This is a genomic window from Lactobacillus johnsonii (genome assembly GCF_013487865.1).
Taxonomy (GTDB): Bacteria; Bacillota; Bacilli; order Lactobacillales; family Lactobacillaceae; genus Lactobacillus; species Lactobacillus johnsonii_A.
Genome location: NZ_CP047409.1, coordinates 1619501 through 1642154, shown reverse-complemented (window position 1 = coordinate 1642154; position 22654 = coordinate 1619501). Strand labels below are relative to the sequence as shown.

Sequence of the window (22654 nt, the reverse complement as noted above, 5' to 3'; positions counted from 1 at the left end):
AAAAGTGTAAAGAATATATCATTCTTTTTCTGTATGTATGTAAATTAAACTATAAAACTATTACTATAAATTAGACTAATTTAATTTGCTAGCTTTCTTCAAGATGTCTTGAGCCTTTTCAAGATAGTGGTGTTCAGTTCTGAAAGCATCAATATCTCCACCGTTGAAGTCATTTAACTTAGCAAGTTTGTCATCCAATTCTGCGAAGTCCTTCTTCAAATCGTTGATAACAGGTTCTTCTTCTTCTTCATAGACGTAGTGGTTTTCTGTTGAATCCTTAGGACCTTCGCCTTTGAATTCTTCGATCTTATCTTCGTCTTTGTCGACTTTTATTGCGTGCTTAAGAATTGACTTAATATCCTTAATTGTTTCATGTTGAGCGGTGCGATGTTTCTTATCATCAATACTATCCTCAATCTTTGTTAAGTGACCTTCTGCATCTGAAATCTTCTTAGCAATTCTGTCTAATGCTTTCATTTCTCTTTTTGCATAATCTGTCATAACAATATACCTCCTAAAATCATTCTATTAACTTAATCATCTTTACTATAGAATCTAATAGTTATAGATTCAAGAAAAAGATGTTATTTTATAAAATAAGCGTATAGGTTTAAAATAACTAATACTTTCATAAATATATATAGATATATTAGATAAAATAATAACATTAGTTACTATGATGTTATTTATAAATCTATGCTTTAATAGTATATTTTTGCATGCATATAAAGCAGTTTTAAATAGAAATGTTAGCTTTTATAATAAGTTATAAGAAAGAAGAGTGAAATAATGCTTAGAGAAGATGCAAAAAACATCCATGAAAAAGTTTTAAAAGCAAATGATCCTGAAGCTTGGGAAAGAATTAGTCATTTTGCGTTTGAGGAAGTCCAAGATGATGTAGACCTACCAAATAAAACAAAATTATTATCTAATTTAGCTTATTTGCTAGGGATGCAAGGTTTAGAAGAATATCGCTTAATGCTTCCGGTTGCTCTAGATGACGGAGTAAGTCCAATTGAAGCGAAAGAAGTAGTTTATCAAGCGGTTGATTATTTAGGATTAGGACGTGTAATGCCATTTTTTGAAGCAACAAATCAAATCTTGCTCGATCGTGGTGTTAAATTACCCTTACCTAGTCAAGCTACCACTACTATGAAAAATCGTCTTGAAAAAGGTGAAGAGACTCAAATTAGATTATTTGGATCACAAATGAAAGATTTTGCTAAAAAGGGTGTTATCAATAAGTGGTTAGTAGATAATTGTTTTGGAGATTATTACACAAGAAAAAGCCTAGACGATAAAGAGAGAGAAATGATAACTTTCTGTTATTTGGCCGCTCAAGGAGGGTGTGAACCACAATTGTTGGCCCACGCCAAGGCTAATGTAGGTCTAGGAAATGATCAACAATTTTTAACCAAGGTTGTTTTAGCAAATATTCCATTTATTGGCTATCCTCGTAGCTTAAATGCAATTAATGTTATTAATCAAGTAAAATAGTGAGTATTTAATGGCGCTGAAATCATTATGGTTTCAGCGTTTTTTGTTGTACCTTCATGGCTAGATAAATAAAAATATAGTAGAATATATGTTCGAAAGGAGCTAGAGCCATGAATACCGATGAATTATTAAGTTATGCTATAAGACATTTTGGAAAAAATAGTATTAGTGAAGTTAATGACAATCCTAATTTGGTAGTTTTTAGTTCACCGATTACTAAAAATTGGTTCGCTCTTTTAAATTTAGATCCTAAAAATAAAAGTTTAAACATTAATGTTGGAGATTTTGCAGCAACAATTAAAGACTTACCTGGCTTTTCAGCTTCATCATTAATAAAAGAAGCTAAGTGGGTTGAAGTTAGTTTAGGGTTAAGTAATCAAAAAATAAAAAAAGCATTGGAATATGCTTTTAAAATTGCTCTCATGTCCAATAAACGACCTAATCCTGAAAAATTAATTTATATTCCTGATACTATTCAAAATGATGAAGAAAGTGTCTATCATGAGCAGAAATTAAACTTTAAAAACTGGAAAAGGTCATCTAATATCCTTAGAAAAGAAACAGATTCTACGGAAGAAAAAATCAATTTAAATTTTGAAGATACCCAGCTTGTTCCTAAAGAAATAAAAAAGATGATTGAGTCCTATCAATATTCTTTACCTGGATCTATTCGTAGAGAACAAAATTTTTATTTACAGGGTAAATTAATGGCTTCATACGAAGAGCACTATAAAGGAAAACAATCTTTCTTACGATATTATCCAACTTATCATGACTTAACAGTGGGGCAGGCACGGACGTATTTTACTTGGCGTACGAAAATTAGACAAAATATCTATGAAAAAATTTCAGATTCCTATGCTTACATTTATTTGTATGAATTACTAAATGGAATTGGAATTAAGGATCCAGAAGAAGGATTAGATAAGTTAATTACTTTTAATAAAAATTATGCTCAAAAATTTTCACCGGAAATGGGTGCTTATCTTGAAAGATGGATTCGCGATTATATTGTTTTTTACAATATAAATAAAGCAAATGATACGTTTTTTGTTAAAGAAAAAGATAATGATAAAAAGTATGAACGGCTGTTATCACCAGATCAATTTTCTAACCACGAAGTTGCAGAAAACTTAATGAAGTTATCTAATTATAAGATTAGCAATTGCCCCTTGTATAAAAAGAATATAGAAAAATTTGAACATCTTTTAGTCCTAATTTGGCACAAAATTTTAGATTTACGGAATGATGGATTTGATTTTTTTACTAGTTATATTGCTTATAAGAATCAGATGACAGTTCAACTATTTTCAGCTGCTGTATTTAATCATCAGCTAGAGCCAAAGACAACTAGCTATGAAATTGATCAAATTAGAAAATATTTTTATGATGAAGAAAAGAATACATGGTATTGTGAGTCTTACTGGGGATTGACTGGTCAAAAAAGTATTATGGGTAATTTTTTGCATGAAGTAGATCGCAAAATAAGATTATGTTTTAATTTGGGACGAAATTTAAAACCTCGAAAAATAGAAAAGCATTATCTTAAAGCTATTAGGGATGGGATTAAAGAATATCAAATAGAGGAACAAAAATTAAAACAGCCTAAAATTGAATTTAACCTGTCCCAGTTATCAACAATTCGAGCGGATGCAGCGGGGACTCGAGACAGTTTATTAACTGAAGAAGAACTTCAAGCTGAGCAAGAAGAAAATAAGCAAATTGAAGAAGCTGTTGTAGATGATGAGCAAGAAAACTACGGGTTAAGCTCAGAAGAGACGACCACCATAACTTTGCTTTTAAAAGGAAAAGATCTAAACAAATATCTTAAAGGACAGCATTTAATGGCTGCCGTTATAATTGATAATATAAATGAAAAACTTTTTGATGAATTTGGTGATAATGTCATTGAGTTTATAAATGATATACCTACAGTAATTGAAGATTACCAAGAAGATCTAGAGGATATGTTTTTGAAAGGAACAAACTAAAGTATGGCTATTAATAAAAATAGAAAAGTGCCTAAAAGAATAGCTCAAACTATTTTAAATTCTTTAAAAGGTGGGGTAGTACCTAGAATCGGATTACCATACATTACTGTTGGGAGAAAAGCCGAAGTTGAAGCTTTGTTACATGATGTAGAGCTAATCAAAGACGGAGGAGCTTCTTTTAGATTTATAGTAGGTCGGTATGGCTCGGGAAAGAGTTTCTTACTTCAAACTATTAGAAATTATGTAATGGATAAAAATTTTGTTGTGGTTGATGCTGATTTATCGCCGGAAAGACGGCTACAGGGTGGAAAAGGGCAAGGATTAGCAACTTATCGAGAACTAATTCAAAACCTTTCCACCAAAACTAGACCTGAAGGTGGAGCACTAACCTTAATTTTGGATCGCTGGATTAATTCGGTTCAAATGCAAGTTAGATCAGATACAGGATTAAATGATGATACTCCTGCCTTTGAAGACGCAGTCAATAAGAAAATTTATGCAGTAATTTCTAATCTTTCTGAATTAGTGCACGGGTTTGACTTTGCAAAGTTACTTGAAATGTATTATCAAGCCTATATCAAGGATGATGAGAAAACAAAAGCAAAAGTTGTTAAGTGGTTTAGAGGTGAATATGCCAATAAAACACAGGCTAAGAAAGAATTAGGAGTCGATATTGTAATATCTGATGATGATTGGTATGAGTACTTGAAATTATTTGCATCGTTTTTTAGACAAGCTGGATATGCGGGCTTGATGATTATGATTGATGAATTGGTCAATATTTATAAGATTCCAAATAGTATTAGCCGCCAATATAACTATGAAAAGATATTAACAATGTACAATGATGCCTTACAAGGAAAGTCGAAGTATCTTGGAATTATTATGGGTGGAACTCCGCAGGCAATTGAAGATAAGAGACGCGGAGTATATTCATATGAAGCATTGCGCTCACGTCTTGCTAGTGGAAAATTTTCTGAAGCCGGCAATCGAGATATGTATGCACCTGTTATTAAGCTTGAACCTCTTACCCTAGAAGAAATGCTTGTTTTAACTGAAAAACTTGCAGAGATGCATGCTAATCTGTATGGATATGAAAAAACAATTACAGAGGATGATTTACAAAAGTTCATAAAAATTGAATATTCACGTGTGGGAGCATCAACAAATATTACGCCACGTGAGATTATTCGTGATTTTATTGAATTATTAGACATTGTTTGGCAAAATCCAGAGACTGATGTTGAAAAACTACTTAATTCGGATAAGTTTTCTTATGCCGAATCAGAGGCAGTTTCTAATGAAAAGTCTGATGATTTTGCTGAGTTTAGAATTTAAGTGAAAAATGGATATTTTTACACGTTTTGCTCCCTTTATTCAAGATTATATTTATGAACATGGATGGAAAAATCTCCGTTCAATTCAAGTTGGAGCAGCAGAAACTATTTTTAATAGTCAAGATAATGTCTTGCTAGCTGCGTCGACTGCTTCTGGTAAAACTGAAGCAGCATTTTTTCCAATTTTAACTGATCTCTATGAAAATCCTCCTCAATCAGTAGGTGTATTGTATATTTCTCCACTAAAAGCACTAATTAATGATCAATATGAACGGTTAAATGAACTTTGTCAGGATGTTGATATTCCTGTATGGCGTTGGCATGGCGAAGTGACTCAGACACAAAAAAGAAAATTACTTAAACTTCCCTCTGGTATTTTACAAATCACACCGGAATCTTTAGAGTCATTGATGATTAATAAACATATGGATATTCCTAATTTGTTTCATGATCTGAGATATATTGTAATTGATGAATTGCATTCTTTTTTAAGATCTGACCGTGGAGGACAAACTTTTTGTTTAATCGAGAGATTATCTAAAATGGCCGGTGTTGATCCTCGTCGTATTGGACTTTCTGCAACAATTGGTGATACAAAATCTGCGGCTGAATTTTTAGGGGCTGGTTCTAAACGTAAAACTACTGTTCCTAAAGTAGAAGGAAGTGGACAAGTTTGGCGGCTATCAATGGAACACTTTTACGATAATGGCCCACAGGCTGATAGCAATGATTTTGATCCTGCTCAACCAGTTTTAGATGAGAAAAGTGATCACGCTCCAAACACAGCTGATCCATCAATGGCTTATATTTTTGAACATACACGCGGCAAAAAATGCTTAGTCTTTACTAATAGCCGGGAAGAATGTGAAGCAGTTTGTCAGATATTAAGACAATACTGTGAAGTAAAACATGAACCAGATCGTTTTTTAATTCATCATGGTAATCTATCTGCTGCTTATCGGCAAACTGCTGAAGCAAAAATGAAAGATGAAGATTCTTTGATGACTACTTGTGCTACCGCCACACTTGAATTAGGTATCGATATTGGAAAATTAGAGCGTGCTTTTCAGATTGATGCGCCATTTACTGTATCTGGCTTTTTACAAAGGATGGGGAGAACAGGACGTAGAAGCAATCCTTCGGAAATGTGGTTTGTAATGCGCGAATCACATCCTGAGTCCCGTGCGATGCTTCCTGAGATTATTCCATGGTCTTTATTACAAGGAATTGCTTTGGTTCAACTGTATCTAGAAGAAAGATGGGTAGAACCTCCTGAACCAAATCGCTTACCATATAGTTTGCTCTACCATCAGACCATGTCTACTTTAGCTTCGAATGGTGAAATGACGCCTGCAGAGCTAGCGTCGCGAGTATTGACACTGCATTATTTTCGGAATGTTAGTCAAGATGATTATCGAGTATTACTTAGACATCTAATTAAAGAAGATCATATTCAGCAAACTGAAAATGGTGGTTTAATTGTAGGTCTAAGTGGTGAACGCATAGTTAATAATTTTAAGTTTTATGCTGTTTTTCAAGAAAATGAAGAATATTCTGTTAAGTCAGAATCAGAAGAGCTGGGAACTATTGTTAAACCACCGCCGGTTGGGGATAAAATAGCGATAGCGGGTCGTGTTTGGGTAGTAGAGGATGTAGATCGTAAACGACATCAAGTCTATTGCCATCCTGTTAAAGGACGTATTCCGGCATATTTTGGGGATGTTGCAGGCGATATTCAGCCTAAGATTTTACAAAGAATGAATAAAATTTTAACCGAGCAAAAGCAATACCCCTATCTAATGAAGCATGCTATTGCGCGTCTTAAAGAAGTGCGTGATACTGCTAAAACTTCGGGTATGCTAGAAAGTAACTTAATTAACTTAGGTGGAAAAATGTGGTGTCTCTTTCCGTGGACAGGAACATATGCATTCTTAGCTTTAGAAAGATTAATCAAAATGAAGTGTGCTAAGCGAATTGGCTTGCGCGGCTTTAATTCTAGTCGTCCGTATTTTATGCAATTTGCAATGGATGTAAGTAAGGAAGAATTTTTAGAAATTTTAGTAGAAGAAGCTAATAAAGATTTTGACCCATTAGAGCTAGTGTATCCAAATGAAGTACCGGTATTTGATAAATATGATGAATATCTGCCCGATGAATTAGTGAGAAAAGAATTTGCTCATAGTATTTTAGATATTGAAGAAATGAGAAAATGCGTTAATCAATTGCAATAAAAAAATCCATTCAGTCGTGATGATTGAATGGATTTTTTTGATTTATTTATCTTCGTAACCCTTTGGGTGACTCTTGTGCCAGTTCCAAGCAGTGGCAATTACGTCATCAACATCTTCATGTTTTGGCTTCCAACCTAAAACTTTACGAGCTTTGCTTGAGTCAGCAACTAAGGAATCAGGGTCTCCGCCTCTTCTTGCACCAATAGTGTAAGGAATGTCGATACCAGTAACTTTCTTAGCAGCTTCAAGAATTTCTAAGTTAGAGTATCCTTGGGCAGTACCTAAGTTAAAGACATCAGATTTATTAGTGTCCATCACGTGCTTAAGAGCTAAGATATGAGCATCAATTAGGTCTTCAACTTGAACGTAGTCACGGACGTTAGTACCATCTTTAGTGTTATAGTCATCCCCAAAAATAGTGAAGTTACCGTCGCCCGCAATAGCACTCTTTAAAATGTTAGGAATCAAGTGAGTTTCAGGTCCGTGATCTTCACCGATTGAACCATCACTTGAAGCACCAGCTACATTGAAGTAACGAAGAGCGATTGACTTAATACCATTAGCCTTGTCAGCCCAGTGCATAATCTTTTCCATCATCATCTTAGTTTCACCATATGGGTTAATTGGATTTAATGGAGTGTCTTCAGTAATTGGTAATTTTTCAGGAATACCGTAAGTAGCAGCACTAGAAGAGAAGACTAAATATTTAACTTTAGCATCTTCCATAGCTTGAAGTAGTGAAATCATCCCAGAAACATTATTATCGTAGTATTTCAAAGGTTTCTTAACTGATTCACCAACTAATGAGTAAGCAGCAAAGTGCATTACTGCGTCAATATTTTCATCACGTAAGATTTTGCTTACTAAATTAGTATCTTCAATGTCACCTTGATAGAATTTAGCTCTCTTGTCGACAGCTTTTCTGTGACCAGTGTAGAGAGAATCAAGGACAACAACATCGTTTCCTTCTTCAATTAATTTTCTAACAGCGTGAGAGCCAATGTAACCAGCTCCGCCGATAACTAATACTCGCATTAACGTTACTCCTTTTTAAATAAATAATAACCGAATCAAGTTAATTTTATCATAATAGCTTAGTTTGAAAATTCTGATTTGAAAATTTGTGCATTTTGAAATCCTAAATGATCTATTACTGCAAATTGTATTTCTTTAATCGGTGAGGGAGTGCGCCATACATCATGCCACATCTTAGCAACTTCAATTCCACGAAAGCCAAACGCCCCAGCTCCCCAGCTCCCCAGGCCCCTAAAATTAATTTATCTATTCTTTCATATTCAGCGATGTTTTTTACAAATTCCATTCTTTTTTTAGTACTATACAAGCTTTTTCATAAGAAATGTTATTATGTTTGGCGATAGTATAACAAGGAGCAGCACAAGTGATAACGTCTAGTGTATTAACAAAACTTCCGTCTAAATTTGTAAATACAATATTAGGAGTATAAATAGCACGATGTTCATATAAGTTTTGATTGAGATTAATTTGATTCCAGCTATAGTATTGAGAAAATTTGATTAGAACTTGATAAAGATCTGATTGATGACATAAAACTTCTTCTTGAGCTAGTGCTCCGTGTAAGTAGCCTCCTCCTGGTATGGTGTAATTTGCAAAATTAAGAATAGCTACTTTTAGATTAGGATCTTTTTCTTTTAGAGATATTCCCGCATGTGCTGAATCTATATTTTTAAAACTTAAAATAGGATAATTATTTCCTGTATATTTCACTTCTGAGGCATTGGTAAATATTTTACTTTGCATGGCACTACACTTTATCTCAGCCTTATATTTTTTCCCTATTATTTCATTATGCTTTTTTGCCATTCGTACATGTTGTTCTACAATTCCCATTTTTTTACCTATTAAATAAAATGATTTTATATAAAAAATTATAAGCATAAAAGATGCAAATTAATATTTTATGTATAAAATAATAGTTAAAAGAATAAACTTGTAAAAAGTAAGAGGAAAATGATATGGAGACAATTAAAAACATAATTATCGGCTTTGGAAAAGGTGGGAAAACCTTAGCTAAGTTTCTAGCACAAAAGGGAGAAGAAGTATTAGTAATTGAAAAATCTAATAAGATGTATGGAGGTACTTGTATTAACATTGCCTGCCTACCTTCAAAAAGATTAATTATTGAAGCAGCTAACGGCGTTTCTTATGTGGATGCGGTAAACGGTAAAAATGAAATGACTGCACAATTGCGGGAGAAAAACTATCATATGCTTGCAGACGAAAAGACTGTAACTGTATTAGATGGAGAAGCGCATTTTATTGCTGATCATGAAATTGAAGTAAAACTTTCTAATGGTAAAAAGGTTCAGTATAAAGGAGACCGTATTTTCATTAATACTGGTGCAGTTCCAGTGATGTTACCAATCCCGGGCTTAAAAGAAAGCAAGTATATCCTTGATTCAACTCAAGCCATGGATGAAAAGAAGAGGCCAAAGAATTTAACAATTATTGGAGCGGGATATATTGGCTTGGAATTTGCTAGCATGTTTGCAAAATATGGTAGTAAAGTTACAGTGCTTGATCATAATAAGGAATTTTTAGCTCGTGAAGATGAGGATATTAGTAATGCAGTAAGAAAAGATATGGAAGATGCTGGTATTAAGTTTGAACTTGGTGCTGATATTGAAAAAATTACTGATGAAACAAGTGATGCAAAAATTACCTATCAAATAAATGGAAAAAGAAAGATGATTAATGCAGACCGAATTTTGGTAGCAACTGGTCGTAAACCAAATACTGAAAACTTAGGTTTAGAAAATACCGCGATTGAAACAACTGATCGTGGCGCTATAAAAGTAGATGATTTTCTAAGAACTACTGTGGAGAATGTGTGGGCAATCGGAGATGTTAAAGGTGGTCTTCAATTTACCTATATTTCTTTAGATGATTTTAGAATTATTAAAGATCAACTGTTTGGTACGGGTGCTCGCATGGTTAGTGACCGAAAGGTAGTTCCTTATAGTGTATTTATTTCACCCGCCTTGTCTCAAGTTGGTTTAAATGAGAAGCAAGCAAATAGATTAGGAAAAGAATACAAGTTATTTAAGTTGCCCGTTACAGCAATTCCTAAAGCAAAGGTTGCAAAAGATTATAGAGGTTTATTTAAGGCACTCGTTGACCCAGAAACTGAAAAAATTCTAGGGGCTACACTTTATGGAATTGAGTCATATGAATTGATTAGTATGATTTCTTTAGCGATGAAGGCCCATTTATCCTATACGGTTTTAAGAGATCAGATTTATACTCATCCGACAATGTCTGAAGCTTTTAATGACTTATTTAAATAAATTAATTGTAAAAAGCTAAATTTCATGAAAAAAGCAAAAATTACTTTTATAATGTAAGTAATTAAAGAAACGAGGAAAAATATGAAATTTAATTCAATTGAAGATACATATACATTGAATAATGGTGTCAAAATTCCGATTATTGGTTTTGGTACTTGGCAAACTCCAGACGGGGATGTGGCAAAACACGTAGTTGAAGCAGCATTGAATAGTGGATATAGACATATTGATACTGCTGCAGCTTATGGAAATGAAGAAAGTGTAGGAGAGGGAATTAAGAATAGTGGCATTAACCGCCATGACTTATTTATCACTACTAAACTTTGGAATTCAGATCACGGTTATAAAGAATCAAAAGCTGCAATTGATAGAAGTTTGCAAAATTTAGGGACAGATTATTTAGATTTATATTTAATTCACTGGCCTAATCCATTGGCTCTTCGAGATCACTGGGCTGAAGCAAATGCAGAAAGCTGGAGAGCTATGGAAGAAGCAGTTAAGGCGGGTAAGATTAGAGCTATTGGAGTTTCTAATTTTAGAAAGCATCACCTAGAGGAATTGCTTAAAACTGCAGAAATAAAACCAGCCGTTAACCAAATTATGCTTAATCCAAGTGATTTACAATCAGATGTAGTGAAAGTAAATGAAGAGCTAGGATTATTAAGTGAAGCATACAGTCCATTAGGCACTGGTGGTTTATTAGGAAATGAAGTTGTTGGCGAAATAGCTAATGAAGTCGGAAAATCACCGGCTCAAGTTTTAATTCGTTGGTCGCTAGAACATGGATTTTTACCTTTACCTAAATCTGTTCACGATAAATACATTGCAGCCAATATTGATGTATTTGATTTTGAATTAAATGATGAGCAGATGAGCAAATTAGATAGTTTACATGGGGTTAGCGGCTTAGCTACTGATCCAGATACGGCTAACTTTTAATTAAAAGTCGAAGTAGTGGTACTTCGACTTTTTTATTTGTAAAATTTTTATGATGCTTTACAGGGGAAGAAAATCTTTGTTATAATTCTAGTGTTAACGCTGAATTAGCTCAGTTGGTAGAGCGCTTCCCTCGTAAAGAAGAGGTCGCCAGTTCGATCCTGGCATTCAGCACTCAGGGTATTAACTAAGAGTCTTTCAAATAAAGTTTTAGAAAACTTTATTTGAAAGGCTCTTTTTTTACATTAATATTTAATATAACCTAAAAAAGCAGGGCCACGGCCCTGCCTTGTTAGGTATACTAGTAGAAAAAATGAAATGAGTGAGATTATGACTTTAATTTACACACGCTATGCTACTAATGATGACTTATCAAATATCATGATTATTATTAATGAAGCAAAAGATTTTCTAAAGCAGAGTGGTAGTAGTCAATGGCAAGGAACCTATCCAAACGAAGATACAATTTTAACTGATATTAAGAATAAAAATGCTTTGGTCTTAATGGTAGATGATCAGGTAGCTGGCTATGCGGCAAGTGTTGTTGGGATAGAGCCAACTTATCAGAAAATAAATGGGGAGTGGAAAAATACTAACGATGATTATGCTACTTTTCATCGTTTAGCTATTAGCAGTAAGTATCGCGGGATGCACTTAGCTAATTTTATGTTTTCAGATTTGATTTCAATTATGGTAAATCAAGGAATTAAAAATTTTAGAATTGATACATCACGTAAAAATCAAATTATGCAACATTTAGCTTTAAAAAATAATTTTATTGAACGTGGGATTATTATGGTTGATGAAGATCCAGAGGATCCTAGTCGTTTAGCCTATGAATTAAATCTATAATTTGATATGTTTGTTCAAAATTACTACTCCAATAATTAGTAATAATATTGCTACTGCATGAATTAAAATTTGCATTGGTTCACCATGCGCAGTAATTAAATTTCTTAAAAGGGCTGTAATTCCTAGACTCATTAAAAAGTTTAAGCTTGTATGACCCATATGCTTTAAGGCTGCCACAATCATAGCCGAAAATTCAAAGAATAAGAAGAAAGTGACTATTTCATCTAACACTTTCGTAGGTATGTTAATTAAATTATTGCTAATCATAATACGACCTATTGCAAATAATTGACTAAACATCAGGATCAGCATTAAAGCCCCTAAAATTCCTAAAGCAATTATAGTAAAAAAGCGTAGAATATTAGCATATTTACTAGCTGTTTTATTAAATTTCTTCATTATACATGTACCTTTCAATTGCAGATAAGAATATTTTTACGCTTTTTAGTTAATTTTTCCAGAGGTGTTGTACGCCTTAATTTCATTAAAGAATGATATCTTTAATATAGAAGAGTCTAAAAATTACTTATGAGGTATTAAAAATGCCGTTTACTTTTTCTGAAATTATTGTTTTATTTTTTACATATTCTGTAATTGGCTGGATATGGGAAACAATCTATTGTTCGGTTAAGGATCATCATTATGATTATCGGGGATTTTTGTTTGGGCCTCATTGTCCCGTATATGGCTTTGCAGTAACAACGATTTTAATCTGTACCTATCGCATTCAAAATAATCTTTTCCTACTATATGTAGATGGTGTAATAGTAGCGACAATTTTTGAGTATTTCGCTAGTGTATTTTTACAATATGTTTTCCATATGAAGTTATGGGACTATTCACATTTATGGGGCAATGTCCAAGGTAGGATTGCACCAATTATTTCTTTATTTTGGGGATAGGGGTAGTCTTTCTTGTAAAAGTTATTCAGCCAGTTGTTCAAAAGTTAATTACTTGGGAAGAAATAAAGACGCATGGCTATCTTGCTTTAATAATAGTAATTGTGATGGGAACAGACTTTATTCCTACTATCTTTAGTGTAGAGAAACTACATATGAGTACTAAAATTTGGAATGAGCGCTTAAACACTAGCATGAAATTAGATGAAGGTAAATTAAACCAGGCCTTTGATAAATTAATGGAAACATTATCCTGGAATCAGAAGCGATTCCTTACGAGTTTCCCGCAGTTAAAGTTTACTGATACAAAGAAATTTAACCAATTTAAGAATAGATGGATAAAGAAAAGAAGAGAGAGTTAAGAAAAATGACTCTCTCTTCTTTGTTTTGCTACAGAAAGATTACATCGTTACATTATTGTAACTTAAGGCGCAAATATTACAGGAATGTAACAAGATGAAATATATCCTTAATTTTCTAGGAACTATTCTGCAATATTGGCCATGTATTATATAAGCTGTAAATAGAAATGACGAAATAATGATTCAAATCAAATTTATCAAGGAGAGAATTTAATTTTGGATATGCTTAATAAAAATTTGAAATCTACTTTAACTAAAACTGCTGCAGCTGCTGCCCTTACTTTAGCAGGTGCTGCAATTGTAAATAACACTCAAAACACTGTAAAGGCTGCAGAAGTTACTGTTGGTCAACAAGAAAAAGTTGTTACAATTAACTACCTTCCACACAAGAGCATTGCTGTTTGGAATTCATACGGTCCTGATAAGCAAATGACTGGTCAATACTTACCACATGCAACTGCTTGGAAAGTTATCAGAGCTGCATATGACGATGCTGGTAACAAGTGGTACGATCTTGGTGCAAACCAATGGGTAATGGCTAAGTACACTCGCTTAGGAAAAGATACTGTTGATCCTAATGTTGCTTCAGAATTGTTTACTTCACAAGCAAGTTCATACAATACTGCTGCACAAACTCAAACTACTCAAGGTTCATACTCAGCACCTAAGACTTCTGTAGGTACTTACTCTTCAGTACAAAGTACACAACAAACTCAACCTGCACAATCTCAATCAAGTTACACTTCAAATGTATCTGGTTCTGAAGCAGCAGCTAAAGCTTGGATTGCAAGTCGTGAATCCGGTGGTTCATACTCAGCAAGAAATGGTCAATACATTGGTAAGTACCAATTATCAGCATCATACCTTGGTGGAGATTACTCAGCAGCAAACCAAGAACGTGTAGCAGATAACTACGTAAAATCACGTTACGGTTCATGGTCTAACGCTCAAAGTTTCTGGCAAGCAAACGGCTGGTACTAAAAGTTAGTGAATAAAAAAAGAGATATCAGTTATGATATCTCTTTTTTTATTCGTAGTCCGAGAACGGAAAATACACAATTCATTTTTGTGACATTCTCGTCTTATTTATCACCTAGCATCTAATAAATCATTAAGGGGGCAGTAAGACAGAATAGGGCTAATTCATAAGGCATAGTAGTTTTATATAGTAATATTACAAGAAAACGTGTTCAAGTTACAAATATTACATAAACTGTAACATAAGGCACTTTTATTTAATAATGTGGTAGCATTCATGTCATGGTTTTGACATTTTGAGGCTGTATTATGTAACTTGTAAATTAAATGACTGATAAATATGAAAGGAAGAATTTCTCTTGAAATTTCAATCTATCTTAACTAAGTCACTTGCAGCAGCTGCTCTTACCGCAACTGGTTTGGTAGCTTTAAATTCACAAAATACTAATGACGCACAAGCTGCTACTATTGTTCAAAATGATACTAATGTTGTAACTATTAACAATGCAAACTCTACTGTTGCCGTTTGGGATGGCATTGAAAATGCCAACTTTACTGGTAAAGAATTAGTACATGGTACTACTTGGAAAGTTGTAAGAACTGCTTACGATGTTATGGGTAACAAGTGGTATGATCTTGGTGCAAACCAATGGATCATGGCTAAGTACACTGTAGAAGGTGGAAATGCTGCTAGTGCCCAAGTTGCTACTTCAGTAGCTCCTCAAGCACAAGCTCCTGTACAACAAGTACAACCACAAACTACTGTACAAGCTCCAGTACAACAAACAAAACCAGCTACTCCTGCAGCTTCACAACAAGCTTCTGCACAACAAACTACTCAAGTACAAGCTCCAGCACAAAAGCAACAAACTGCTGTACAAGCTCCTAAGACTAACTACAATTACAATGTACAACGTACTTACTCAGCTCCAGTACAACAACAAAGAACTTACAGCTATGCTCCAGCACAAAAGCAAACTACTCAAGTAGCACAACCTGCTCAAACTCAAGCAACTACTAGCTACACTTCAAACGTATCTGGTTCTGAAGCAGCAGCTAAAGCTTGGATTGCAGGCCGTGAATCAGGTGGTTCATACTCAGCAAGAAATGGTCAATACATTGGTAAGTATCAATTATCAGCATCATACCTTGGTGGAGACTACTCAGCAGAAAACCAAGAACGTGTAGCAGATAACTACGTAAAATCACGTTACGGTTCATGGACTGGTGCTCAAAAGTTCTGGCAAACTAACGGCTGGTACTAAAATATCAACTGAATTATGCTTAAAAAGATCGCCAAAAGGCGATCTTTTTTATGCTCCTAATTAATTTTAAAAATAATAAATATTTTTAGGGGATTTTGTTGACAGAGGTTCGTATTTATAATATGATATTAATCGTTGAGTGATTAAGTTCATTCAAATAGAGCCAACAAGTAAAAGGCTTGAAGGATGGGTTATAGCCAAGTGGTAAGGCAATGGTTTTTGGTACCATCATGCGCTGGTTCGAATCCAGCTAACCCAATAGATTTGCCAGGTTTTACCTGGCTTTTTTTGTACATAAATTTGGATTGGAAGAGATCATAATGGAAACAAGACATGGACGTAATTCTTTTTTTGATGGGGGCTTAATTTCTTTTATTGGTTGGCATATCTTAGGAACACTTATTACTGTTTGTACATTAGGGATTTGCTATCCTTGGGCTGTGTGCATGATTTATGGTTGGGAAATTAACCATACTGTAATTGAAGGGCACAGGATGAAATTTACTGGAAGTGCCTTTGGATTATTTGGAAATTGGATTAAGTGGCTACTTTTAACCATTATTACAGTCGGCATTTATGGCTTTTGGGTAGGAATAAAAATTCGCGATTGGAAGGCAAAAAATACAATTTTTGTTAACTAATAGAAAAGACTAGAGATGATATAAAAAATGCACCATCTCTAGTCTTTTAATTTACAAAAAATTATTTTTCATCAAATGGATATTTCATTCCCCACGAAGTACGAACACTCGTTAAGATATGTGCTACATCTCTTGAAATACTTAATTCACCATCATCATGGCCTTGTTCGATATAACGCTCCATGTCTTGTATTTCATATTCAAGTGCTTCAGAAGTTTTACCAGCTGTTATTGTTTCATGACTTTCTTCATGAGCACTTGCAGTATAAGTAATCTGAGCTTCAGTTGCTCGAGGATAATTAGATATTTCTATATAGCCTTTAGTTCCAGAAATCACACCTCGTTTAGGCTGTTTTGCTCGCATTGAAAGAGCCATAACCGCCATTTCGTCATGAGTATTTTTTAGGATAATTCCTGATTGTTCATCAACACCCGTTTCAAAAAATTTTACTGTTGTTAAAATGCTTTCTGGTTGTTTTGATAAAAACATTCTTGCAAAAGCAGTAGCGTAGCCACCAATATCTAGAAGAGCTCCGCCAGCTAAAGCTTTATTAAAAAATCTATTGCTTGGATCATAGTCTTTAAGACTACCAAAGTTTACTTGGACTAGCTTAATTTTGCCTAATTTACCATTATCAATTAAATTCCTAACTTTTTGGTAAATAGGCATGTGGTAAAGTGTAAATCCCTCTGATAGGATCAAATTCTTTTCCCTAGCAAGTTTTTCTACTTCATCAAATTGATCTGCATTCACTGTAATAGCTTTTTCACAGAGAACGTGTTTACCAGCATTTAAAGCTTTTTTGATGTAGTCATAGTGAAATGTATGTGGAGTAGCAATATAAATAATTTGGATATTTGGATTATTAATCATTTCGTCAGGATTAGTAAAGATATGTTTGACACTTTTTTCAGCAGCAAATTTTTTTAATTCATCTTCATTTGGATTAGCTGCTGCGTATACTTCACCTTTGCTAGCTTGCAATGCATCTGCCATTTCATGCGCAATCCATCCTGTACCAATAATACCCCAATTATATTTTTTCATAATTATTATCCTTTCTTTATTTCAACTGTTTTATTTTTAGTTTCGGTTATAATGCTGGTAACAATTCCTTCAAAATATGAACTACTTACAACCCCATTTTGTTTTAGGAGAAAACTGTTTAGCTTTTTTATATTATTCCAAGAAGTTTGAGGATAAATATCAATTAAAATATTACCCAATGGTGATCGCGCAAAGGATGCTACTGCTTTACCCAGACGAATTTTATAGTCGTATTCTTCAGGAATAGAGTTTATTACATTTTCAAGACAAGCGGGGACTACCTCAAGACAGAGGGGAATAGTAGGGGATAATTCATCTCTAAATCGTTCTGCTGGAAGCAATAAGATATATTCTTCCGTATTTTCAGCGGCTAGCTTTTCAAAAAGATGGATACCACCACCGCTCTTTAGAGCATTGAAATTTTTATCAATGCTATCACATCCATCAAAGGCTAGGTCTAAGTGAGATGAGTTTTCACTAAAAGGTAGTACCTTTAATCCAAATTGTTTACATTTAGCTTGAGTTATTTCAGAGGGAGAATAGAGTGTTAGATTCGAAATGTGTGCTTGACATAGATCTTTTGCGAGATTCAGCACATTGCTTCCACCACCCAAACTAATACTCATATTGGGTTTAATCTTACTAAGTGCTTTTTGACTAATTAGTGACATTTTAGTTCTCCGTAAATTATTTTTATAAATATAATTTTGTGAAAATTATTTACACACTCAATAATACTTTTAAAAATTATTTTCGTCAAATGCAAAAATATGAAAATTATTTTATAGGCATGATATAATTTTTATGAAATGAGGGGAAATTTTTGGAAAATATTATTGATAAAATTTATGCGCAAATGAATAAAATGTCCGCTTCTGATCAAAAAATTGGAAGAGCAATTCTTGAAAACCCGGTTGAAGTTATAAATATTACAATTTCTCAATTAGCTAAAAAAGCAAAAGTAAGTGATGCATCTATAACAAGATTTTGCCGGAATTTATCTTTATCAGGATTTCATGAATTGAAAATTTTACTTGCACAAAGTATGGGGCAAAAGGAGAGTGAATCTTTAAGAGAACTACCTAAGGATGATATACAAGCTGCTCTAGCCCAAATTGAAAAAAATAAAATTAATGAAATTCAATCTACTTTAGGTCATATTCCAACCGATCAATTAGAGCAGATTCTTTCTCTAATTGAAAAAAGTAGAATTGTTCAAATCAGTGCTGAAGGCGATACCTATCCTGTAGCTGCAGATGCAGTTTATAAATTTAATCAAATTGGTATTTTGTCGTTTGCTTCTGGTGGAAATGTTGAAACAGCAGATGCACAAACAATGAATTTAAACAATAAGGATTGTTTAATTGTAATTTCAAATTCTGGAGAATCGGCAGCTCTAATAAAAGAAATTGAGTTGGCTAAAAAGAATAAAATTAAAATTATCGGTATTACTAATAATCCAGATTCTCCGATTGCGTTAAATAGTGATTATCATTTAAGAACAGGAGTAAGACAAACGGTTTTACAAAATCAATATTACTTCTCTCGTGTAGCAGCTTTTACAATTATTGAAGCCTTATTTTTGTTGCTTATTAAAAGAGACGAGAAGCGAATTGAAAAGATTAAGCAACATGAAAAAATAGTTTCTAGTCAAAAGATATAAAATGAATTTAAAACTTAGGGCAAATGGATTATCCTTAAGGTGTAAGAATTTTTATAGAAAGTAGGAATTACAATGAGAAATGTAGCCGTAATTGGTATGGGACATGTTGGTGCGACAGTCGCTTTTACTTTATTTACTCATGGGATTGTTGATAATTTATACTTATTAGATAAAAATCAAGCTAAAGCAGAGGCGGAATATAATGATTTACGTGATACTTTAGCTAGAAATGATTATCATGTTAATGTGTTTCTAGGTGATTATAGCGATTTAAAGGATGTTGATATTATTGTAACTTCCTTTGGTAATATTGCTGCGACAGTTAAAACTGGAGATAGATTTGGTGAATTTGAAATTAATTCCAAGAATGCTAAGGAAGTAGGAGCTAAAATTAAAGAATCTGGCTTCAAGGGCATCCTAATTAATATTTCAAACCCATGTGATGCAATTTCGACTATTTTACAAGAAACTACTGGTTTATCTAAAAAACAAGTTTTCGGAACTGGAACTTTCCTAGATACTGCTAGAATGCAAAGAATTGTTGGGGAAGCACTTAATGAAGATCCAAGAAATGTAGCAGGATTTGTTTTAGGTGAACATGGAGCATCTCAATTCACTGCTTGGTCAACTGTCTCAGTTAATGGTAAGTCAGCTAAAGAACTGTTCACAAAAGAGCAAGAGGAAAAATTAAGTGCACAACCTAATAAAAATTCTATGAAAGTAGCATTTGGAAAAGGATATACCTCATATGCAATTGCAACTTGTGCTGTTCGCTTAATTCAAGCTGTATTTAGTGATGCCAGATTATTTGCACCAACTTCTGTATATTTAGATGAAGTACAAACATATATTGGATATCCGGCAATTATTGGAAAAGATGGGGTAGAAAAAGTTATTCCGTTAGAGTTAATTTCTGAAGAAGATGAAAAGCTAAGGGAATCAGCTGATATCATTAAGAAGCATATTGCTCAATTAAAGTAGTTAATACTACAATAAAAAAATTAGATTTTTTTCTAATTTTTACTTGCTTTTTGCTAGGTAGTTCGTTATTATAATTAAGTAACATTTCGGAGGCCTAGCGAAGTGGCTAAACGCGGCGGTCTGTAAAACCGCTCTCTCTGAGTTCGGTGGTTCGAATCCACTGGCCTCCATTGCTGAATTTTATTCAGCTGGTTGCATTGAACAACAAGTAAAAGTTCAATCAAATGGGTTATAGCCAAGTGGTAAGGCAATGGTTTTTGGTACCATCATGCGCTGGTTCGAATCCAGCTAACCCAATAGTTCGAAAGAACACCCAACCCGAAAAAAGGTCATCATATGATGACCTTTTTTGTCATATTGTATTTTTAATTTATACTTTGTATTTTACCTTTCCAGCTAAGGATACCACCAGTAACGCTAATTAAATTTTTATAACCTTTAGATTTTAAAGATTGGCATACATGGTGTGAAAGATCGCCAGACCGACAAATAAAATAGTAGGTCTCATTTTTAGGATCATTAAAGTATTTTAAGTCTTCAAAAGGAAGATTATGACTATCAGGAATATGGCCTGATGCAAATTCAATTGGTGTTCGTAAATCATATAAATTGATGTTAGAATCTTTTTCTAAAATTTCTGCTAATTGATTTGTAGTAATGTTAATCATAGTTACCTCCGTTGATGATTATATTTAAGCAGAAAACATTGAAAATAAAGGGAATAATGTATGAAATTTTTGTGTAGAAAGGATCGATTCGTATGGCGCGTCTTGTTAAAGTCAGTGGTCGAGGAGACGGTACTACTTGGAAAAGTGCTCTTAAAGACTTGCAGCCTGATGATGTATTACTACTTGCTCCTGGATTTTATGAGTTAGATCGAGGCTTAGAAGTAAATAATATTACGATCAAGGGAACAGGCAATACTCCCGACGAGACGGTAATTAGTGGCTTTTTTGTGTTAGAGGATAATTGTAACTTTTTTACGTTAGAAAATATTGCTCTTCAAACAAAATCAGGCCATAATACTATTTACGTTGAAGATGATGCCGATACCTATCTTACTTTACGTAATACTACCCTTTATGGGGATGAAGATGATATGGCCGCAATTGCTGTAAATGGTAAATGTACACTGGAATTATTCTCAAGTAAAATTTTGAACTCTAGTGTTTCTCTATTTGCTCAAGCTGATTTTAGACTTACAATGACTGATTCATTAATTGATTATGATTCTGAAAATTATGCAGCTTTAGGTATTCAGGGAAAAGGGACTGCAATTATTTCTAATAGTATGATTCACGGTAATCTAAGTACATACCCTAATTCAAATGCAGAAGTTGACTTGAATAATACGTCTATTTCATATGGGTTAATTCATGGGCAGACATGGGTAAATATGCTTAATTCAACTGTTGAAAAAAATGAAGACTCTAGTTTTTATATTTCAGACGATTCATGGGTAAATATATTACAATCTGAATTTAAAGGTGGTATTTTTCTAGATAAAAATACGAGAACTTTGATTCAAAACAGTAAAATAGACCGTTTAATTGCTTGTGATAATGCAAAAGTAACCTTGAACAATTCTACTATTGTCAGTCATGCAGATTTTCAAGATAAGGCCACGGCAGACGCAACTAGAGTGGCTTTTTCTGGAAGAGATGATTTTGAGTATTTTTTAGCCTTAAATGGACAAGCAACTTTAGGAGGTCGTGATTTAATTATTAATCCAAATGGGAGTAGGCTGGCAGTACAGGATGATGCTAAGATTAAACTAAATATTGTTTCAAGTAGTGCCCAAGATTTAGAGGTTGAATGCAATAGGAGACCAAATATTAATATTTTGGGAATGCGTTGGGAAGCAAAGAAGAACAATGACTAATCAGTTGGTTTAAGCTAAAATAAGTTGGGTAGCAGAAATGAGGTGAGGGGTTATCATGCAAGAACCGATGTATATTAAAATTCACAACCAAATAAAGCGTGATATTGAAAATAAAAAATATAAAGTTGGAGAGCGAATCCCTGCTGAGCGGCAATTAGCTTCAAAATTCAATGTTTCTAGAATGACATTACGCCAAGCCATTAAAACATTGGAAGATGAAGGAATCTTAGAGAGACGCTTAGGTAGTGGAACCTATGTCTCTAGTCAAAAGGTTCAAGAAAAAATGTCTGGGATTATGAGTTTTACAGATATAACTCGTTCCAATGGCCAAGTTCCTTCTAGTAAATTACTGTCTTATCGTATAACAAAGCCATCGTTATCTGAAAAAGAAAAGCTAAAAATTCAAGATACAGATAACGTATTAAGAATGGAACGTGTTCGTTTTGCAGATAATGTGCCGATTTGTTATGAAGTAGCTACAATTCCTTATGAATTAGTTTCTCGTTTTTCTAAAGATGAAATTTCAAGTAGTTTATATCAAACTCTTGAAGAAAAGGGTGGCTATAAGATTGGGAGCGTTGTAGAAAATATTGGTGCGGCTGTTGCTAATGAAAATGAAGCGCGCTTATTGTCAGTTAAAAAGGGTGAACCATTGGTAACTAGACGACAAGTTACTGAACTTAGTAATCATTATCCTTTTGAATATGTGCGTGCATCGTATGTAGCCGAAAGATTTGAATTTACATTTGAAAAATAAAAAATGCA

21 protein-coding genes, 4 tRNA genes and 1 pseudogene are annotated in these 22654 nt (G+C 33.6%); 19 read left to right on the top strand and 7 right to left on the bottom strand.

Features of this window, described 5'->3' with window-relative positions; genetic code table 11:
- Nucleotides 1-75: 75 nt before the first annotated feature.
- Nucleotides 76-501: a hypothetical protein gene (locus GTO82_RS07915; RefSeq protein ID WP_180873140.1), complete on the bottom strand. Its 426-nt coding sequence runs from the start codon at nucleotides 499-501 to the stop codon at nucleotides 76-78.
- 288 nt (nucleotides 502-789) lie between these two features.
- Between GTO82_RS07915 and GTO82_RS07910 the strand changes: the two genes are divergently transcribed.
- The 4 genes from GTO82_RS07910 (at nucleotide 790) to GTO82_RS07895 (ending at nucleotide 7056) form a co-directional block, all read left to right on the top strand.
- Complete coding sequence (locus GTO82_RS07910; protein WP_180873139.1) at nucleotides 790-1497, top strand: carboxymuconolactone decarboxylase family protein; 708 nt, start codon at nucleotides 790-792, stop codon at nucleotides 1495-1497.
- A 110-nt stretch (nucleotides 1498-1607) separates the two neighbouring features.
- On the top strand, nucleotides 1608-3488 hold the full coding sequence (locus GTO82_RS07905) for a TerB N-terminal domain-containing protein (protein ID WP_180873138.1): 1881 nt from the start codon (nucleotides 1608-1610) through the stop codon (nucleotides 3486-3488).
- 3 nt (nucleotides 3489-3491) lie between these two features.
- Nucleotides 3492-4826 carry an ATP-binding protein gene (locus GTO82_RS07900; protein WP_180873137.1) on the top strand — a complete coding sequence of 445 codons (1335 nt, stop codon included), beginning with the start codon at nucleotides 3492-3494 and terminating at the stop codon, nucleotides 4824-4826.
- A 7-nt stretch (nucleotides 4827-4833) separates the two neighbouring features.
- A complete protein-coding gene (locus GTO82_RS07895) occupies nucleotides 4834-7056 on the top strand; it encodes a DEAD/DEAH box helicase (protein ID WP_180873136.1) in 2223 nt (740 codons plus the stop codon).
- Between the two features lie 42 nt (nucleotides 7057-7098).
- Here GTO82_RS07895 and galE read toward each other — a convergent pair whose 3' ends face one another.
- Both galE and GTO82_RS07885 read right to left on the bottom strand, forming a co-directional pair.
- Nucleotides 7099-8091: a UDP-glucose 4-epimerase GalE gene (gene galE, locus GTO82_RS07890; protein ID WP_004893395.1), complete on the bottom strand. Its 993-nt coding sequence runs from the start codon at nucleotides 8089-8091 to the stop codon at nucleotides 7099-7101.
- 273 nt (nucleotides 8092-8364) lie between these two features.
- On the bottom strand, nucleotides 8365-8925 hold the full coding sequence (locus GTO82_RS07885; RefSeq protein ID WP_260983148.1) for a TIGR02452 family protein: 561 nt from the start codon (nucleotides 8923-8925) through the stop codon (nucleotides 8365-8367).
- Nucleotides 8926-9050: 125 nt separating this feature from the next.
- Between GTO82_RS07885 and GTO82_RS07880 the strand changes: the two genes are divergently transcribed.
- From GTO82_RS07880 to GTO82_RS07865, 4 genes are all read left to right on the top strand, one after another.
- Nucleotides 9051-10382: an FAD-dependent oxidoreductase gene (locus GTO82_RS07880; RefSeq protein ID WP_180873135.1), complete on the top strand. Its 1332-nt coding sequence runs from the start codon at nucleotides 9051-9053 to the stop codon at nucleotides 10380-10382.
- Between the two features lie 81 nt (nucleotides 10383-10463).
- A complete protein-coding gene (locus tag GTO82_RS07875) occupies nucleotides 10464-11321 on the top strand; it encodes an aldo/keto reductase (RefSeq protein ID WP_180873134.1) in 858 nt (285 codons plus the stop codon).
- Nucleotides 11322-11419: 98 nt separating this feature from the next.
- A tRNA-Thr gene (locus GTO82_RS07870) sits at nucleotides 11420-11492 on the top strand.
- Nucleotides 11493-11648: 156 nt separating this feature from the next.
- Nucleotides 11649-12170, top strand: coding sequence for a GNAT family N-acetyltransferase (locus GTO82_RS07865; protein WP_180873133.1), 522 nt, complete (start codon nucleotides 11649-11651; stop codon nucleotides 12168-12170).
- Here the strand turns inward: GTO82_RS07865 and psiE are convergent.
- Nucleotides 12165-12569 (bottom strand): phosphate-starvation-inducible protein PsiE, encoded by a 405-nt coding sequence (gene psiE / locus GTO82_RS07860; protein WP_004893411.1) that lies wholly within the window; start codon nucleotides 12567-12569, stop codon nucleotides 12165-12167. The genes GTO82_RS07865 and psiE overlap by 6 nt on opposite strands.
- A gap of 143 nt (nucleotides 12570-12712) precedes the next feature.
- On the opposite strand from psiE, the pseudogene GTO82_RS07855 reads away from it, so the two are divergent.
- The 5 genes and pseudogenes from GTO82_RS07855 to GTO82_RS07835 all read left to right on the top strand — a co-directional run bounded on the left by GTO82_RS07855 (nucleotide 12713) and on the right by GTO82_RS07835 (nucleotide 16315).
- Nucleotides 12713-13431, top strand: a pseudogene (locus tag GTO82_RS07855) (putative ABC transporter permease).
- 222 nt (nucleotides 13432-13653) lie between these two features.
- The gene (locus GTO82_RS07850) at nucleotides 13654-14412 is read left to right on the top strand and encodes a hypothetical protein (RefSeq protein ID WP_087713445.1); all 759 of its coding nucleotides are present in this window, start codon (nucleotides 13654-13656) and stop codon (nucleotides 14410-14412) included.
- A 356-nt stretch (nucleotides 14413-14768) separates the two neighbouring features.
- On the top strand, nucleotides 14769-15674 hold the full coding sequence (locus GTO82_RS07845) for a cell surface protein (protein ID WP_180873132.1): 906 nt from the start codon (nucleotides 14769-14771) through the stop codon (nucleotides 15672-15674).
- A 187-nt stretch (nucleotides 15675-15861) separates the two neighbouring features.
- Nucleotides 15862-15933 (top strand) — tRNA-Gln (locus tag GTO82_RS07840).
- Nucleotides 15934-15994: 61 nt separating this feature from the next.
- Entirely contained in the window at nucleotides 15995-16315 is a 321-nt protein-coding gene (locus tag GTO82_RS07835; protein WP_004897883.1) for a DUF898 family protein, read from the top strand.
- 61 nt (nucleotides 16316-16376) lie between these two features.
- On the opposite strand, the gene GTO82_RS07830 is transcribed toward GTO82_RS07835, so the two are convergent.
- Nucleotides 16377-17363: a Gfo/Idh/MocA family protein gene (locus GTO82_RS07830; protein WP_180873131.1), complete on the bottom strand. Its 987-nt coding sequence runs from the start codon at nucleotides 17361-17363 to the stop codon at nucleotides 16377-16379.
- A gap of 5 nt (nucleotides 17364-17368) precedes the next feature.
- Nucleotides 17369-18034 carry a ribose-5-phosphate isomerase A gene (locus GTO82_RS07825; RefSeq protein WP_180873130.1) on the bottom strand — a complete coding sequence of 222 codons (666 nt, stop codon included), beginning with the start codon at nucleotides 18032-18034 and terminating at the stop codon, nucleotides 17369-17371.
- Nucleotides 18035-18186: 152 nt separating this feature from the next.
- On the opposite strand from GTO82_RS07825, the gene GTO82_RS07820 reads away from it, so the two are divergent.
- The 4 genes from GTO82_RS07820 to GTO82_RS07805 all read left to right on the top strand — a co-directional run bounded on the left by GTO82_RS07820 (nucleotide 18187) and on the right by GTO82_RS07805 (nucleotide 20304).
- On the top strand, nucleotides 18187-19026 hold the full coding sequence (locus GTO82_RS07820; protein WP_012846587.1) for a MurR/RpiR family transcriptional regulator: 840 nt from the start codon (nucleotides 18187-18189) through the stop codon (nucleotides 19024-19026).
- A 72-nt stretch (nucleotides 19027-19098) separates the two neighbouring features.
- Complete coding sequence (locus GTO82_RS07815) at nucleotides 19099-20007, top strand: L-lactate dehydrogenase (RefSeq protein WP_180873129.1); 909 nt, start codon at nucleotides 19099-19101, stop codon at nucleotides 20005-20007.
- 88 nt (nucleotides 20008-20095) lie between these two features.
- Nucleotides 20096-20177, top strand: a tRNA-Tyr gene (locus GTO82_RS07810).
- A gap of 55 nt (nucleotides 20178-20232) precedes the next feature.
- Nucleotides 20233-20304, top strand: a tRNA-Gln gene (locus tag GTO82_RS07805).
- A 68-nt stretch (nucleotides 20305-20372) separates the two neighbouring features.
- Here GTO82_RS07805 and GTO82_RS07800 read toward each other — a convergent pair.
- Entirely contained in the window at nucleotides 20373-20675 is a 303-nt protein-coding gene (locus tag GTO82_RS07800) for a rhodanese-like domain-containing protein (protein WP_180873128.1), read from the bottom strand.
- Nucleotides 20676-20767: 92 nt separating this feature from the next.
- Here GTO82_RS07800 and GTO82_RS07795 point away from each other — a divergent pair, with 92 nt between their 5' ends.
- Nucleotides 20768-21889, top strand: a complete 1122-nt coding sequence (locus GTO82_RS07795) for a hypothetical protein (RefSeq protein ID WP_180873127.1) — start codon at nucleotides 20768-20770, stop codon at nucleotides 21887-21889.
- 55 nt (nucleotides 21890-21944) lie between these two features.
- Complete coding sequence (locus GTO82_RS07790; RefSeq protein WP_004893439.1) at nucleotides 21945-22646, top strand: GntR family transcriptional regulator; 702 nt, start codon at nucleotides 21945-21947, stop codon at nucleotides 22644-22646.
- Nucleotides 22647-22654 lie beyond the last annotated feature (8 nt).